Below are 15,449 nucleotides of genomic sequence, written 5' to 3'. Positions count from 1 at the left end.
CGAACTCAGAAGTGAAACCTCTTAGCGCTGATGGTAGTGTGGCACTTGCCATGTGAGAGTAAGTCATCGCCAGCTTTTAAATACTAAACACCCCCTAACTAATGTTGGGGGGTGTTTTTTTATGTGCGGAGAAAAAAATAGGAAAAGAATAGATTAAAATAAATGAACTTTCTAAAAATATTAATTTATGACAAACGTATATATTATTGGCTCTGGTAAATTAGCAACTGAATTACTCAACGGATTAGATCTGAATCAAGCGTATAAAGTCCTCGCTTGGACAGACCGAAATAATCATGAAGCTGAAGGTGCTATTGTTGTACACGCTGGTTCTGGCAGAGAATTTAATGAAGCGATTTTGTATTGTAAACGGACCGGTTCTCGTCTTATTGAGTTATCAACCGATATGAATTACAAGCAAGAAAATTGGGATATTCCTGTTGTTTTATGCCCAAATACCAACATATTAATGCTTAAATTTATGAATATGATTGAAAAAAGTGGGCAAAATTTCAGTCAATATCAAATCAGTATCATCGAATCTCATCAAGCAAATAAGGCGTCTGTACCTGGAACAGCTGTGGCAATGGCCAAGTCACTGAATATGCAGAATCATGCAATCGAATCAGTGCGTGATGTTAAAAGACAACAAGTTGAGCTTGCGATTCCTGAACAAAATCTAGCTCGACATGCCTATCATCGTATTGAAATATCAGATGATAAGTTTTGTTCTATTGTTTTAGAGACAAAGATTTTAGGTGATTCACCGTATGTTGATGGTGTTAAAGAAATTATTTGTGCGGTAGGAAAAAATCACTTAGAAAAACGCTTATATGATGTCATGGAGTTCATTGATAATCATTGGATCTAATATAAGAACTATAGTGATTAGTTGAGAAAGGCGACAGCTCAAGACGCTTAGAAATGAATGGAGGTGTTTTTCAAACATAAAATCGAGCATGCTATAAAAAATCGTTTTGCCAATATTTTATGCAAGAAAGACCTTATATTCGAGCTGTGAAGTTTAAAGCACCTGAGTCCTTGGATTGGGCCAGTTATCCTTATGTTGTTCCTGCAGTTAATGATTTAGAAAGTATTGAGTTCCATCCAGAGGTGACCTTCTTTGTAGGAGAAAATGGTTCAGGAAAGTCGACCATTCTCGAAGCCCTAGCGCTTGCTTTGGGGTTCTCAGAAGAAGGTGGAACACGTAATGTGCAACTGAATACAGCGACAACGGCTTCTGATTTGCATCAGGCGATCCGAACGATAAAAAGTTATAAGAAGCCTCAAGATTATTACTTTTTGCGCGCTGAGAGCTTCTATAACGTTGCAACCTATATGAAACAAGTGGACTATTTGGTTGAGTATGGGGGAGATATACACTTACGCTCGCATGGAGAGGCTTTCTTAAAATTATTAACGATGAAACTCAAAGGGAAGGGTTTATATCTTTTGGATGAACCAGAAGCAGCCTTGTCTCCAATAATGTTGATGACAACCTTATCTGTTTTAGATCGTTTATGTCAGCAGCAATCTCAATTTATTATTGCTACCCATTCTCCTATTTTATTGGCTTATCCCAATGCCAAAATTTATCAGTTTTCTGACACTGGGATTAGAGCGATTTCTTATGAAGAAACTGAGCATTTTAGAGTGACAAAAGATTTTTTAAATAATTATCAAAAGAGAATTCAGCAGTTGCTAGAGAAAGAATAGATAAAAAGAAGCCCCATCATCCTGACGGGGCTTCTTCATATTCAGTTTATGTCGTTGATATCCTATTAACGACCACGTCCTGTGTCTGTTCTTATTCTCAATGAGACTTCCTGTCTCTCTATACTTCATATATTAGCGATCGAGTCGGCAGTGGGATAGACGTCAATCTCCCTGATCAATGTACGCTTAGGCGTACAATTAAGCGAGATTATATTTCTGTAATTTGGCAACCAACGCTGCTAATCCTTTCACTTCAAACTCATTGGCTTCAAAGTTCTCGTCTTTATTACGTTTAAAGATGTCACGAATTTCAATCACCGCATTCGGATCAACAAGGCCTAAGCTGGAAGTTACTTGGCGAATTTGACTGATTGAACGGGAGCCATTAGTTGAACCATAGCCGATAAAAGCCGCAGGTTTGCCTTGCCATTCTTTACCGACATAATCCAAGGCATTCTTGAGCGCAGGGCTATAGCCATGGTTATATTCAGGGCTAATGAAGATAAATGCCTGCGCCTGTGCAATTTTATCTGCCCATTGCTGTTGTTTAGGCTGATCATAGATGCCTGTCGCAGGTGGATGAGAACCTGCAAAGAGTGGTAAATCCCATTCCTTAAGATCAACAACTTCAGTTTGAATATCTTTTAAAGCAAATTCAGTTGTTGCTTGTTGTACCCAATTGGCGACTTTAATCGCGGTACGCCCTTCGCGTACACTACCAACAATAATATAAATGAGCATATTGAAATTCCTGTGTTATTGCTTTGATTCTAAAAATAAATAGTTGTTTATGATCTTATACTTTTCTTTAGCGTAAAAAAAAGCTCTCATTTGAGAGCTTTTTTGTTACATCAATTTGATGCCTTGCTGACCCGCAGGGGTGACTTTGAAGATTTCCACTTCAAAGGTAATATTTTTTCCTGCGAGTGGATGGTTAAAATCGATTTCTGTGGTGTCATCATTGACCGATTTTACAATACCAAACAAGGTTGCTTTGGCTTTATCTTCAAACTCAATCATATGACCCACAATCGGGCGTTGCTCAAATTTGACGGTATCGAAGGTCTGAATATTTTCAGGATTCCAAGGACCAAAAGCATCTTCAGGTGGTAAATGTACAGTACGACGGTCGCCTGCACGTAAACCAAAGAGTGCCTTTTCAAATCCTGGCAGTAGGTTACCATCGCCAATCACGAGGCTGACGGGTTCTTCACGACCACGGGTATTGTCGATTTCAACACCATTTTCAACCGAGACAGAAAAATGTAAGTCGACTTTTGAGCCATCTTGAATACGGATTTCTTCGTTTGGTTGGATAATTTCGTTCATCTTATGCATCCACGTTTTGGTTACGTTTCTTCTCAAGGAAGAAGGTATCAATCAGCAGTAAAATCGTGCCTAGCGTAATTGAGCTATCCGCAAGGTTGAAGGCTGGGAAATGGCTGTTTTGATAGTAAACATGAATAAAATCGACCACATAGCCTAAGCTGACACGATCAATCAGATTGCCAATTGCACCACCGAGAATCAACGCAATCGCCATCGGTAACACGATCATTTTCTTTGGCATACGCATCAGCCAGAAAATGAAAATCAGCGATACCACACCTGCTAAAGAGGTGAAGAAGTAGCGTTGCCAGCCGCCTGCGTCAGACAAAAAGCTGAATGCAGCCCCGTAGTTATGCAACAGCGTCCAATTTAAAAAGGGCAGTACAGGAACAGGATCTGCATAATTTAAATGTGAACTGGCAATCCATTTAGTCCATTGGTCCAGCACAATGGCGAGGACTGAAAGTCCAAGCCAAAGCAGGTTATGTGGATAAAATTGGAATAAGCCTTTTTTTGCTGGGCTAGTTTGCACAGAATTATGCATATTTTCTCACTTCGCCACTGCCAGTGACGTTGATAATACAACGAGCGCATAAACCAGGATGACCAACATGTGTATTTACATCTGGCAGTACATGCCAGCAACGTACACATTTTTCACCATCTGCTGCGGAGACTTGGACACGTAATCCTGCAAGATCCGTGCTTTCACCTTGTTCAGCATACGGGTGAACGATGACTTGAGAGGTGATCAAGACAAAACGTAATTCATCAGCCAATTGGTTTAACAATGTCTGTAAGGCTTCATCTGCCCAAAGTTCAACTTTGGCAGATAAGTTACTGCCGATGAGTTTAGCGTTACGTGCGGCTTCAATCTGTTTATTTACTGCTGATTTTACGCTAATCAATGTTTGCCAATCTGCTTCAGACAGTAAGTTTGCTGTTGATGCGGTTGGGATGTCATACCATTCAGCCGTGAACACATATTTACCGGTTTGTTCAGGAATCAATGGCCAAGCTTCTTGTGCGGTAAAGCTCAAGATCGGTGACATCCAGCGAACAAAGGCTTGTACGATGTGATATAGCGCTGTTTGTGCAGAATGACGTGCTTGAGAATCTGCTTTAGTGGTGTACTGACGATCTTTGATGATGTCGAGATAGAAACCACCTAAGTCGTTAATACAGAAGTTGGTCAATGCATTGGTGACGATATGGAAATTCATCTCTTCATAGGCTTGCTGGATGGTTTTTTGAACTTCAGCAGCGCGTTGCAAGATGTATTGATCCAATGCAATCAACTGGTCGACTGGTAGCGCATCTGTTGATGGTTTGAAACCATTCAAGTTGGCCAACAAGAAACGTAAGGTATTACGGATACGACGATAACCATCAGAGGCGCGGCTAAAGATTTCTTTACCCGCTGTCATTTCATAACGATAGTCAGCAGATGCGATCCAGAAACGTAAGCCATCAGCACCCATATCTTTGATAATGTCTTGTGGGGTAATGATGTTGCCTAATGACTTAGACATCTTGCGGCCTTTCTCATCCACTACGAAACCATGCGTGAGCAGACCTTTATATGGCGCGCGCTCATTGATGGCAATTGAGGTTAATAACGATGATTGGAACCAGCCACGATGTTGATCTGAACCTTCTAGATATAAGTCTGCTGGATCTTGCAGATCATCACGCTCGCGTAACACCGCATAGTGTGTAGTTCCAGAGTCAAACCAGACATCTAAGGTGTCACGAATGGCATTGTATTGCTCAGCATCGGCACCGATGAATTCGCTGGCTTCTCGGTTATACCAGCCATCAATGCCTTCTTGTTCGATCAGTTTAGCCACTTCTTCGATCAATTCAGGCGTACGTGGATGCAGGGCATTGGTGTCTTTGTGTACGAAGAATGGGATTGGCACACCCCAAGTCCGTTGACGTGAGATACACCAGTCTGGACGACCTTCGATCATCGACTGAATCCGGCTTTGGCCCCAATCAGGTACAAATTCGATCTCGTTTTCAATTGCATTCAAGGCATTTTGGCGCAGGCCATTGGCATCCATGCTGATAAACCATTGTGGTGTCGCACGGAAGATAATCGGGGTTTTATGACGCCAGCAGTGTGGGTAGCTGTGTTTGATTGGCTGATGTGCCCACAGACGACCGACAGCACCCAAAGCCTCAATGATCTGAGGATTGGCTTTATAGATGTGTTCCCCTGCAAAGATTGGTGATGTTGGTAAATAAACACCATTACCACCGACAGGGTTTTCAACTTTTAATTGATATAGCAAACCGACTTTATAATCGTCCACACCATGGCCAGGTGCAGTATGAACGGCACCTGTACCACTTGTTGCAATCACGTGCTCGCCTAAAATCACAGGGACTTGACGATCTGCCAGTAACGGATGTTGTAAAAGAAGGTTCTCAATTGCAGCGCCTTTGAAATCTGCGAGTACCACTGGGTTTTCCAGTTTGTAGCGTTCGATTGCAGATTCAACCAAATCCTTGGCCAGAATAAAGTTTTGCGTACCACGGTCAGTCGTGACTTGAACCAATTGATAGTCGATGTCAGCATGCAGTGCCACGGCTTGGTTGGCAGGCAAGGTCCATGGTGTAGTGGTCCAGATCACGATATCCGTGGCATCTTGAACCTCGACATTCAAACGTGTGCTGAGATCTTTGAGATCAACTACGGTAAAGCCAACATCAATTGCATCTGATTTTTTGTCTTCGTATTCAACTTCAGCTTCAGCCAATGATGAACCACAGTCCATACACCAGTTTACTGGTTTTAGACCTGGTTCGATATGACCTGCTTTAGCAATGGCACCCAAGGCACGGACGATATCCGCTTCTTGCTTGAAGTTCATGGTCAGGTACGGATTGTCCCAGTCACCAAAAACGCCCATACGCACAAAGTCTTTCTTCTGTAATTCGACTTGGGTGTAGGCATATTCACGGCAAGCTTTACGGAAAGTTGAGGCATCAACTTTAACGCCCACTTTACCGACTTTTTCTTCGACTTTCAGTTCGATTGGCAGGCCATGACAGTCCCAACCCGGTACATACGGTGCATCGAAGCCATCTAAAACGCGACTTTTAATGATGATGTCTTTGAGGACTTTATTGACAGCATGACCTAAGTGGATTTGACCATTGGCATAGGGAGGGCCGTCGTGCAATACATATTTTTTCTTGCCAATACGCGATTCACGAATCTGCTGATAAATGTTGTCGGCATACCACTCTTCTAACCATTTGGCTTCACGTACAGCCAAGTTTGCCTTCATGGCAAATTCAGTCGCTGGCAAATTGAGTGTGGCTTTATAATCCACTGCATTTTCAGGAGTTTGCTTATCGCTCATGCAAGTTTTCTTCCAGTTTGATCAGTTTGTAAACTGACATGTATTACTTTAGGGTCTGTTAACACTTCAGCCATGCCTTGCGTTATTGGCTAAAACCACACAAACAAGGCATGAAACGTAGGCAATGGCGATCCCCTTGTCAAGTCTCATAACGATGTTTGGGGCAGTTTTAGCTATAACCCTTCGGGACAGGGATATTTTTTGCCGCTACTGCGTTATAACTTGGCTCATTTAGAATGACTAAATTTCGCAAGTCATGCCTTGTATCGTCTAAAAAACTCCTCTGTCGCAAGCATTGTGAAGTGTAAACAAACCCTACTAATTAAATTTAAAATGGAAATTCTGGTGTACTCGTCCGATAGTCTCGTAACTGTTGCACATCATGATTAATTCCAGCTTTGAGGGCTTCAAGCGAAGGGTAATTCAGTTCACCATGTAAATAGTGAAGGAAAGTGACCCGCATCAATAAGCCATACAGATTAGCAGAAACATCAGGGAAATGTACCTCTAATCGCCATTCAGGATGGACTTGTTTGATGGCTGGGCGTGTCCCCACATGACCTGCACCAAACAAACTGTCAGCTTGATAGCCTGTAATCCCGTTCAGGGCAGGATCGACATGTTTTACTTTTGCATTCAAGGATGCATTTTCACAGACCACATCCACCGCATAAATCCCGTTTAAACAGGGTTTGTGACGGTTTAAACGAACATTAATGGTTGGAAAGTCTAGGGTACGGCCAATCTGGTCACCATATTGCACACGACCTGTGATGCTATATGGACGGCCCAAGAGTTTTGCCGCTAATGCCAGATCACCTTCTTGTAAAACCTGACGAATACGAGTTGAACTGACGCGTTCACCATTTAAAGCCACGGTATTTAAATTGGTGACATCAAAACCATAGTCTCGTAAGAATTCACTGTTACCTTGGCGATCTTTGCCAAAATGGAAGTCATCACCCAACACTAGGCTTTGTGCATTGAGTTTTAATTTAAGTAGGTCAGCAAATTCAGTGGCATTTAAGCTTCTAAAATATTGGTCGAATTTCGCAACAGCAATGTAGTCCACACCGAGCTCAGTTAAATATTCTACTTTTTCTCTGAGTGAGCTGATACGCGGTGGCGCTTCATAACCTTTAAAAAATTCAAGTGGTTGTGGCTCAAAAATCATCACCAATGTTTTTAAGCCTTGCACTTCAGCCAACGTTTTGAGTTGAGCAATCATCGCCTGATGGCCGAGATGGACACCATCAAAATTGCCAATCGTTACCGCAGTTGGGGGTAACTGAAAATCTGGCGATAATGCGTTGAGACGAAGCAACTTCATGGGCGTTAAATACAGTGATTTTTGCAAAGGCTATATATTGCCATATTCTCAGCGTTTCGTCTTGTTGTTGTGTTTTTACACAGAAAAATTTCAATATTTAAAGTTCTTATATCAATTAAATTGATTCATTAAATAAAAATAAATCAATTTTTCTTATTTAAGGGTTGATCTAAAATAGCTTCATAGTCGCTTGATATCGAGAAAGAGATGAAAAAGCCGTTTTATCAACTAGAGCAGAGCACCGATGTGATTCGCCATTTTACCCCAAACTGGTTTACTGCAACCATGGGTACGGGTGTGGTCGCAATGATTTTAGCACAGCTGCCTTTCGCTTCATCGATCTTATTTATGCTTGCGACCAAATTATGGCAGTTTAATATTCTGTTATTTAGCACCTTTAGTGTGCTCTATATCTTACGCTGGATTTTGTTCCCAACTGAAGCCAAGCAGATTTTTAGTCATCCGAATATGAGCCTGTTTTTAGGAGCGATTCCGATGGGTTTAGCCACCATTGCCAATGGTTTTCTCAGTTTTGGTACGCATTTATATGGTGATATTGCCATCCAGATTGCGACCTACCTCTGGTATCTGGATGTGTTTCTGGCAGTGGTGATTGCATGGGGGGTGCCATTTTGTATGTTTAGCTGCCAAGATCACCAACTACAACGCATGACTGCGGTGTGGTTACTCCCGATCGTGGCCTGTGAGGTCGCTGCCAGCTCTGCGGGGCTGTTATTACAGCACTTAGCAGCGGATCAGCATGCTTTAACCATCTTGATCACAGGCTATGTATTGTGGGGCATTTCTGTACTACCTGCGTTTGCGATCTTAACCATTTTGATGCTACGTCTGGCTTTGCATCAATTACCTGAGAAAGAAGTCGCGATTTCTAGCTGGTTATGTTTAGGACCGATTGGAACAGGGGCATTGGCATTATTGTTACTCGGTGAACAAGCGCCACGTATTATGCAGGCGATGGGTTTCGAAGGCTTAGCCACATTACTTCCAGCCTTGGGCATCGTGGCAAGTTTGGTGCTATTAGGTTTTGGTTTATGGTGGTTTGGGATTGCGATTTTGACCACACTGCGTCATATGCGTACTGGAATTCCATTTAACTTGGGTTGGTGGGGGCTGACTTTCCCATTCGGTGTGTTTATCTTGGCGATCTTTAACTTGGCGCATCAACTGCATCTCGACTTCTTACAGTATGTGGCCGTGGTTTTAAGCGTGTTGCTGGTGGGTTTGTGGGCATTGGTGATGAAGAAAACGCTGGCAGGAGCCTATAGCGGTCAACTATTTTTCTCTCCTTGTTTGGTCGCCTTACAGCAGAAGATGCAATAATATCAAGGTGTGCTAAAGCACACCTTTTTATGTGATCTTAGTTCGGTTTATATCTTTAGTTTTTTAAAAACAATTATCTTGATGGAATCTTATTTGTTCTCATCCAATTTCAGGATAAACCTTCGGTTTGACTTACTTTTGTTTCGGCAAAAGTAAGCAAAACCATTGTCATCCGCAAAACTCGTTGACTACCATCAACTAGCTGAAAGAGTCGCAGAAACAACTCCTTATAAATGGAGCCCTGTCTCGAACAGTTGCGGACGACGTTTCCGAGTATCATATTTTTTGTTAAATTCAGGCTATGTTTGTTTATTCTGATTGAAAAGAGTCCTTTATGAATGCTGATGTTGCTCTGATTATGGCTTTGCCGAATGAATCTAAAGGGTTGTTTGAACAAGCTGGTATTGACGTTCATTACAGTGGCATCGGCAAAATTAATGCAGCATTCAAGGCCTTTGAAGTGATTCAAAAGACAGGCTGTAAAACGCTGATCAATCTAGGCAGTGCAGGTAGTTCACATTTCGACGCGCACAGTCTGGTTGAGGTGGTTACTTTTGTACAGCGCGATATGGATGTGTCTCCACTCGGTTTCGCAGTTGGAGTGACCCCAATGGATGACGAAATTCCAGCGGAGATTTATACCCAGCCCCATTTTGAGCTTTTACCCAAAGGGATCTGTGGTACGGGTGATTCTTTTGAAACAGGCATCCCAAAAGTCAGTTGTAACCTCGTGGATATGGAAGCCTATGCCTTAGCCAAAGTGTGTCAAAAGCTCGGGGTACGTTTAATTTCAGTGAAATATATTACGGATGGTGCCAATGATACTGCGCATCTGGACTGGGAAGAAAATCTGTTGCTGGGGGCAAAAAAATATTGGCGCTGTATCTGGCACATTTTTAAGTGCAACGACTTAACGCTGTAGTCTATATGGGTAAATTTTAGATTGTTAGTAAGTTTTGATGTTAAATTGGCATAACAGTCATTATATTAAATTGATTCAATATCGACTAGGTATAGCTACACTTTCTTATTGAAAATTAATATTTTAGAATTTCTTATTTTCAATAATTAGTCATTTTTTAATGGTAGAGTATTAGGTTTCTCCGTACACGGAAATTGAAATAGTATTATTGAGTGTAGCGATGATTGTTTGCAAACTGTTAGAGAAAAAATGGCTTTATAGAAAATTTTTGCTCACCATAGACGGCAATTCTTATCATGTGGAATATCATGGGCGAGGGGCTGGGTATGAATATGTTGCGCTTGATGGAAATGCAATAGCTGGTGGAGTAAGTCAGCCTTGGTTTATTCCATCTTTTTCTTTTGACATTGAACAGCATAAAATTGTGTTAAATGTTCGTGTTTGGCCATGGCTTACGGTTAGGAGCTTAAAGATTGTCGTGAATGGAGTAGAAGTTTTTACTATTTAAGCTTAGATCATTAAGTTAGAAAAATCTCAAATTAATATAATACATCTGATAAGAAATATATTTAGTATCAATATTTTAGTGAATGCTGTTTCAGTGTTCTGCGCACTGAAACGGTTTTTCATGTTTCATAATAGATTTATTGATCATTGTTCCATTATTTTGTTTAGGTCAACTTAATAACATTCTCATGTACTTAATAGAAAAAAGCGACTAACAAAGTCGCTTTTGAGTATATTTTAATCATTAAAATGAAGGCCTTGTAAAGAAAATTTAACGAGGCAACACACCGTATAACATCACATGTACGGTATGTTCGATCGTGCGCTGGTACATACTACGGTTACGTAAGGTTTTACCGGTGACCATTTCAATCTGGGTTGAGAAATCAGCATAATTCTGTGTAATGGCCCAGATATTAAGAATCAATAATTCAGGATCAATTTCTGCTGATAACTTGCCTTGTTCTTGCCAAGTTTGAATGACTTTGGCTTTACGTTTAAACAGCTTTTTCAACGGGCCCTTTAAGATCGGCAAAATATGTGGTGCACCTTGAATGATCTCAAGTGCAAATAAACGTGAGGCTTTGGGCTGGTCACGTGAGCTTTCGATTTTTTGAATTAAATAATGCGTGAGTGCTTCTGTTGGTTCAAGCTCTGACTCTAGGGTTTGCAAGGGTGCAAGCCACTTTTGTAAGACCGTGGTGAGCACTTCGACATACAGTGACTCTTTATTTTCATAGTAGTAGAAAATATTAGACTTGTGCATATTTGCGAGCTGTGCAATCTCATCCAGACTTGCGCCACTAAACCCATAGACGGAAAAAACATCGAGGGCAGCATTCAGCAGTTGATTGCGCTTTTGTGTACTTTTTTTCTGTTCCATCTGCGAGCTTAATTCAAAAAATGTCATTGACATTGTAAGATAAATTGTCGGATTTGTGCACAGTAACATAATTTTTTTATCGAAAAATCTATGCTTCTTAGACCAATGGTGACGATGTATTTGATAATTATTGAAATCTAAAACAGCGCATACATATTTTGTAAATAATTCATCAATTGTTCATAAAGCTAAACGGACTTTTTGATGCCTTGTATGGGGTTTTTAGGGGGTGAAACGGTTTTAGGTGGCTAAAACCGCATCAAGTACTTGCTGTTCAAGTTGCGCAAAGGCAATGCTCTTTTTGCGAGGGCGTGGCAGATTGACCTGAAAGCTATGCGCAATATGCCCCTGATCTAACAGAATAATTCGATCAGCGAGTTGAACCGCTTCACTGACATCATGGGTGACCAGAATTGCAGTAAAACCTTGTTCTCTCCATAAACGTTCAATCAAACTTTGCATCTCTAAGCGAGTCAGTGCATCTAAGGCCCCTAGAGGTTCGTCTAAGAGTAAAATACGTGGGGTATGGGATAGGGCACGTGCCAGTGCAGCACGTTGCCGTTGTCCGCCAGAAAGCTGTGCCGGCCATTGATTGGCTTTGTCTTTTAAACCCACTTTTTCCAATAGTGTTGCGGCAAGTTGCTGCTGATCTTTCGGCAAGCCCAGTTGCACATTGTGTAAAACATTTTTCCAAGGCAGAAGGCGAGGGTCTTGGAACATGACACGGATATCTGCATTGGTAATCCCTTCACGGAAATTACGGGCAGATTGGAATTTGATTTCGCCATAACTGGCTTTTTCCAGTTGGGCAATCAAACGCAACAGGGTACTTTTGCCACAACCGCTACGTCCGACGATTGCCAAAAACTCACCTGCTTGAATATTCAGGTCTAAGTCTTCAAGCACCTTGACGTCGCCATAAAATTTATACAGTTGCTCAATCAGAATATCTGCGCCATTGGCGGGTGTCGTTGTACTTTCTGGCTCGGTAATCGGTTGAATGAGATTGTTGTCATAAAAATTTAAATTGAGGTTACTCATCTTGATCTCCCTTTTATTTTTGATAGCCTGCATGCCAGCGCAGTAGATAACGTTCCAACACTTGAGCCAATACATCTGCTAATTTACCCAGCAGGGCATACAGTAAAATCCCGACCAAGACGATATCGGTTTGTAAAAACTCTCGTGCATTCATGGTCATATACCCAATGCCTGCTTGTGACGAAATGGTTTCGGCAACAATCAGCAGTACCCAAACCAGACCTAAAGAGAAACGTAGCCCAACTAAAATCGAGGGCATTGCACCAGGTAAAATAATGTCTTTGTATAGTTGCCAGCGATTCAGGCCATAGCTTTTGCCCATTTCGATCAGTTGTGGATCGACCGAGCGGATACCATGATAAGTGTTGATGTACATTGGGAAAAACACACCCACTGCTACTAAAAATAGCTTGGCAGTTTCATCAATCCCAAACCATAAAATCACCAGTGGAATCAGGGCCAGTGCAGGGATATTACGGATCATTTGTAAGGTGGTATCCAGTAAAGTCGATGCAATACGCGATGAACCATTGAGTAGACCTAAAATCAGACCTAAACCACCACCAACCAGTAAACCAAGTAGGGCACGACCTGCACTGACTTTGACATGTTGCCAAAGTTCACCACTGATCAGTAAGTGCCAGAAGGCACTTACGACAGCAGTTGGGGCAGGCAATACTCTGCTTTGCAATACACCTGAACTTGAAGCTGCCTGCCAAATGAAAATCAATAAAATCGGGAACAGCCAAGGTAGCAGACCTTTGCCTATTTTTTGTGTTCCACGTGAAACATCATTCAAAAAAGGTTTTGCACTCATGCGTCCTCCTTGATCAAGGTTTTTGCTTCCTTGGTCTCAGGGACATAGTTGTTGGCGATAATTTCTCCAAATGGGCCAGTCAAATGAGGTTGGGCTAATTTCTCACGCGTTTGAAGCGGTAATAGCGGGAACACCAGCTCAGCAAAACGGATGGATTCTTCCAAATGTGGGTAACCTGAGAAAATAAAGGTATCGATACCCAAATCCGCATATTCCTGAATTCTTGCAGCAACAGTTTCAGGGTCACCGACCAAGGCAGTTCCTGCACCACCACGAACCAGACCAATGCCTGCCCAAAGATTTGGTGAAACCTCCAGTTGATCTTTACGTCCGCCGTGTAACGCAGCCATGCGTTGCTGACCGACTGAGTCCATTTGGGCAAATTTTTTCTGTGCTGCGGCAATCGTTGCATCATCTAAGTATTGAATCAGTTCATCTGCAGCGGCCCAAGCCTGCTCATTGGTCTCACGTACAATCACATGTAAGCGAATCCCATAATTCAGGGTACGGCCTTTGGCCGCCGCTTTGGCACGTAAATGTTCAATTTTCTGTCTGACTGCAGCAGGAGGCTCGCCCCAGGTTAAATAGGTATCGACCTGCTCAGCCGCCAGCTCCGCTGCCGCCTCGGAAGATCCTCCAAACCAGAGTGGTGGATAAGGCTGTTGCACTGGTGGATAAAGTAATTTGGCATCATCGACGCTTAAGCGTTCACCGTGAAAAGTAAAAGCTTCACCTGTGTGTGAACGGGTAAGAATTTCACGCCAGATTTTGACATACTCGGAGGCGGTCTGATAACGGGTGCTGTGATCTTCATACAGGCCATCACCTTTGAGTTCTTGTTCATCCCCGCCAGTCACCAGATTCAATAAAATACGACCATTCGACAGGCGATCAAATGTGGCTGCCATGCGTGCTGCAAGTGCTGGTGTGGTGATACCGGGACGCAGTGCAACCAGAAATTTAAGCTGTTTGGTGGCATCAATCAGGCTGGCAGCGGTGATCCAAGGGTCTTCGCAAGAGCGTCCTGTTGGAATGAGTACTCCTGCATACCCCAGATTGTCTACGGCAACGGCAATCTGTTTCATATAAGCATGATCGACCTGACGAGCACCCTTGCTGGTGCCTAAATAACGACTATCACCATGAGTGGGAATAAACCAGAAAATATTCATATGCTTACCTATCTGTTGAAGTTATTTGGCTTGCCAAACAGCTTGTTTGATGCTGATGCTATTCGGGATAATGCCTTGCTGGGTAAAAATGTCGGCGAGCTGTTGTTGCTCCGCAATCACTTTGGCATTGAGTGGCGCAGCAGCAGAAGGCCGTGGACGGCGCTGCACAAATAAATTGCTGACCGCAGGTTTCAGGCCAGTACTTTTCCCAATCAGGTCAGCTGTTTCGCTTTGATGTTGTTGTACCCAACGATCTGCTTGGTTAATTTGTTTTAAGAGACCTGCAACTGCTTGAGGCGATTGCTGCACAAAATTTGGTGCAGCCAGATAAAACGTATAATTTGGACTGAGATTTTGTCCTGTTGCCAAAACTTTGGCCTGATCTTCTAACTGGGTCGATGCATAATAAGGATCCCAAATGGCCCAAGCATCGACAGCCCCTTTTTGAAAAGCGGCACGTGCATCGGCCGGGGTTAACCAGATCGGCTGAATATCACTCCACTTCAATCCTGCTTTGCGTACGGCTTGTACCAATAAGAAATGTGCACTGGAACCTTTTTGTAGAGCGATACGTTTACCTTTAAGCTCACTCAGTTGCTTCAAGTTTGAGTTCTTTGGAATTAAAATAGCGGAAGCCAAAGGTTTTGCCGTTTCATAAGCGATATAGTAAAGCGGTTTTCCTGCCGCCTGCGCATAAACTGGAGGTGCATCTCCAGTCACACCGACATCAATTGAACCGACTGCGAGTGCCTCTAAAATCTGTGGACCTGCGGGAAATTCATTCCAGCTGACCTTGGCATTTGGGAATTCTTGTTCGAATAGTTTTTGTTGTTTGGCGATTGCAAAGTTAATCGAGCTTTTTTGAAAACCAATGCGCAGTTGCTTGACCGTTGGATCAACCGCCCAAACCGGAGTAGAAATCAACATACTCAGGCTCGCCAAGGCGATGAGGCATTTGAATCGGTGGGCTTGTTGTTGCATTGCAATCTCCTTGAACTCGTATCTACTGATGAAAGG

The 15,449-nt window shown here is 42.5% G+C and carries 14 protein-coding genes and 1 pseudogene; 5 read left to right on the top strand and 10 right to left on the bottom strand.

All coding sequences use genetic code 11. From position 1 onward, the window contains the following. The first annotated feature begins 187 nt into the window (after positions 1–187). A complete protein-coding gene (locus F907_RS00005) occupies positions 188–871 on the top strand; it encodes a dihydrodipicolinate reductase C-terminal domain-containing protein (RefSeq protein ID WP_016653354.1) in 684 nt (227 codons plus the stop codon). A gap of 119 nt (positions 872–990) precedes the next feature. Further along, positions 991–1,716 carry an AAA family ATPase gene (locus F907_RS00010; protein ID WP_016653353.1) on the top strand — a complete coding sequence of 242 codons (726 nt, stop codon included), beginning with the start codon at positions 991–993 and terminating at the stop codon, positions 1,714–1,716. A gap of 198 nt (positions 1,717–1,914) precedes the next feature. Here the strand turns inward: F907_RS00010 and F907_RS00015 are convergent, their stop codons facing one another. The 5 genes from F907_RS00015 to ribF form a co-directional block, all read right to left on the bottom strand. Then, on the bottom strand, positions 1,915–2,457 hold the full coding sequence (locus F907_RS00015) for an NADPH-dependent FMN reductase (protein ID WP_016653352.1): 543 nt from the start codon (positions 2,455–2,457) through the stop codon (positions 1,915–1,917). Positions 2,458–2,562: 105 nt separating this feature from the next. Further along, positions 2,563–3,045 (bottom strand): FKBP-type peptidyl-prolyl cis-trans isomerase, encoded by a 483-nt coding sequence (locus tag F907_RS00020; protein WP_016653351.1) that lies wholly within the window; start codon positions 3,043–3,045, stop codon positions 2,563–2,565. Position 3,046: 1 nt separating this feature from the next. Then, positions 3,047–3,577 carry a signal peptidase II gene (gene lspA, locus F907_RS00025; RefSeq protein WP_162130233.1) on the bottom strand — a complete coding sequence of 177 codons (531 nt, stop codon included), beginning with the start codon at positions 3,575–3,577 and terminating at the stop codon, positions 3,047–3,049. 4 nt (positions 3,578–3,581) lie between these two features. Beyond that, a complete protein-coding gene (gene ileS, locus F907_RS00030; RefSeq protein ID WP_016653350.1) occupies positions 3,582–6,419 on the bottom strand; it encodes an isoleucine--tRNA ligase in 2,838 nt (945 codons plus the stop codon). Positions 6,420–6,747: 328 nt separating this feature from the next. After that, a complete protein-coding gene (gene ribF, locus F907_RS00035) occupies positions 6,748–7,749 on the bottom strand; it encodes a bifunctional riboflavin kinase/FAD synthetase (protein ID WP_016653349.1) in 1,002 nt (333 codons plus the stop codon). Positions 7,750–7,956: 207 nt separating this feature from the next. Here ribF and F907_RS00040 point away from each other — a divergent pair, with 207 nt between their 5' ends. From F907_RS00040 to F907_RS00050, 3 genes and pseudogenes are all read left to right on the top strand, one after another. Continuing rightward, positions 7,957–9,090 (top strand): TDT family transporter, encoded by a 1,134-nt coding sequence (locus tag F907_RS00040; protein ID WP_016653348.1) that lies wholly within the window; start codon positions 7,957–7,959, stop codon positions 9,088–9,090. Positions 9,091–9,424: 334 nt separating this feature from the next. Next, positions 9,425–9,990: pseudogene (locus F907_RS00045) on the top strand (phosphorylase family protein). Between the two features lie 242 nt (positions 9,991–10,232). Next, the gene (locus tag F907_RS00050; protein ID WP_016653346.1) at positions 10,233–10,520 is read left to right on the top strand and encodes a hypothetical protein; all 288 of its coding nucleotides are present in this window, start codon (positions 10,233–10,235) and stop codon (positions 10,518–10,520) included. Between the two features lie 270 nt (positions 10,521–10,790). Here the strand turns inward: F907_RS00050 and F907_RS00055 are convergent, their stop codons facing one another. The 5 genes from F907_RS00055 to F907_RS00075 all read right to left on the bottom strand — a co-directional run bounded on the left by F907_RS00055 (position 10,791) and on the right by F907_RS00075 (position 15,359). Then, entirely contained in the window at positions 10,791–11,402 is a 612-nt protein-coding gene (locus tag F907_RS00055; protein ID WP_032862454.1) for a TetR/AcrR family transcriptional regulator, read from the bottom strand. Between the two features lie 240 nt (positions 11,403–11,642). After that, positions 11,643–12,443: an ABC transporter ATP-binding protein gene (locus tag F907_RS00060; RefSeq protein WP_005277762.1), complete on the bottom strand. Its 801-nt coding sequence runs from the start codon at positions 12,441–12,443 to the stop codon at positions 11,643–11,645. Positions 12,444–12,456: 13 nt separating this feature from the next. Further along, positions 12,457–13,260, bottom strand: coding sequence for an aliphatic sulfonate ABC transporter permease SsuC (gene ssuC, locus F907_RS00065; protein ID WP_016653344.1), 804 nt, complete (start codon positions 13,258–13,260; stop codon positions 12,457–12,459). Then, entirely contained in the window at positions 13,257–14,432 is a 1,176-nt protein-coding gene (gene ssuD, locus F907_RS00070; protein ID WP_016653343.1) for an FMNH2-dependent alkanesulfonate monooxygenase, read from the bottom strand. The genes ssuC and ssuD overlap by 4 nt, the downstream gene beginning before the upstream one ends. Positions 14,433–14,453: 21 nt before the next feature. After that, positions 14,454–15,359: a sulfonate ABC transporter substrate-binding protein gene (locus F907_RS00075; protein WP_252151010.1), complete on the bottom strand. Its 906-nt coding sequence runs from the start codon at positions 15,357–15,359 to the stop codon at positions 14,454–14,456. Positions 15,360–15,449 lie beyond the last annotated feature (90 nt).

The organism is Acinetobacter colistiniresistens (genome assembly GCF_000413935.1).
Lineage (GTDB): Bacteria > Pseudomonadota > Gammaproteobacteria > Pseudomonadales > Moraxellaceae > Acinetobacter > Acinetobacter colistiniresistens.
Note: the sequence above shows the minus strand (reverse complement) of the source record. Positions and strands in the feature narration are given on the sequence as shown.

Coding starts and splice junctions, on each gene's coding strand:
- ribF (WP_016653349.1), bottom strand. CDS start 7,749: ATGAAGTTGCTTCGTCTCAACGCATTATCGCCAGATTTTCAGTTACCC.
- F907_RS00050 (WP_016653346.1), top strand. CDS start 10,233: ATGATTGTTTGCAAACTGTTAGAGAAAAAATGGCTTTATAGAAAATTT.
- F907_RS00020 (WP_016653351.1), bottom strand. CDS start 3,045: ATGAACGAAATTATCCAACCAAACGAAGAAATCCGTATTCAAGATGGC.
- F907_RS00060 (WP_005277762.1), bottom strand. CDS start 12,443: ATGAGTAACCTCAATTTAAATTTTTATGACAACAATCTCATTCAACCG.
- F907_RS00055 (WP_032862454.1), bottom strand. CDS start 11,402: ATGGAACAGAAAAAAAGTACACAAAAGCGCAATCAACTGCTGAATGCT.
- ssuD (WP_016653343.1), bottom strand. CDS start 14,432: ATGAATATTTTCTGGTTTATTCCCACTCATGGTGATAGTCGTTATTTA.
- F907_RS00005 (WP_016653354.1), top strand. CDS start 188: ATGACAAACGTATATATTATTGGCTCTGGTAAATTAGCAACTGAATTA.
- ssuC (WP_016653344.1), bottom strand. CDS start 13,260: ATGAGTGCAAAACCTTTTTTGAATGATGTTTCACGTGGAACACAAAAA.
- F907_RS00075 (WP_252151010.1), bottom strand. CDS start 15,359: ATGTTGATTTCTACTCCGGTTTGGGCGGTTGATCCAACGGTCAAGCAA.
- ileS (WP_016653350.1), bottom strand. CDS start 6,419: ATGAGCGATAAGCAAACTCCTGAAAATGCAGTGGATTATAAAGCCACA.
- F907_RS00015 (WP_016653352.1), bottom strand. CDS start 2,457: ATGCTCATTTATATTATTGTTGGTAGTGTACGCGAAGGGCGTACCGCG.
- F907_RS00040 (WP_016653348.1), top strand. CDS start 7,957: ATGAAAAAGCCGTTTTATCAACTAGAGCAGAGCACCGATGTGATTCGC.
- F907_RS00010 (WP_016653353.1), top strand. CDS start 991: ATGCAAGAAAGACCTTATATTCGAGCTGTGAAGTTTAAAGCACCTGAG.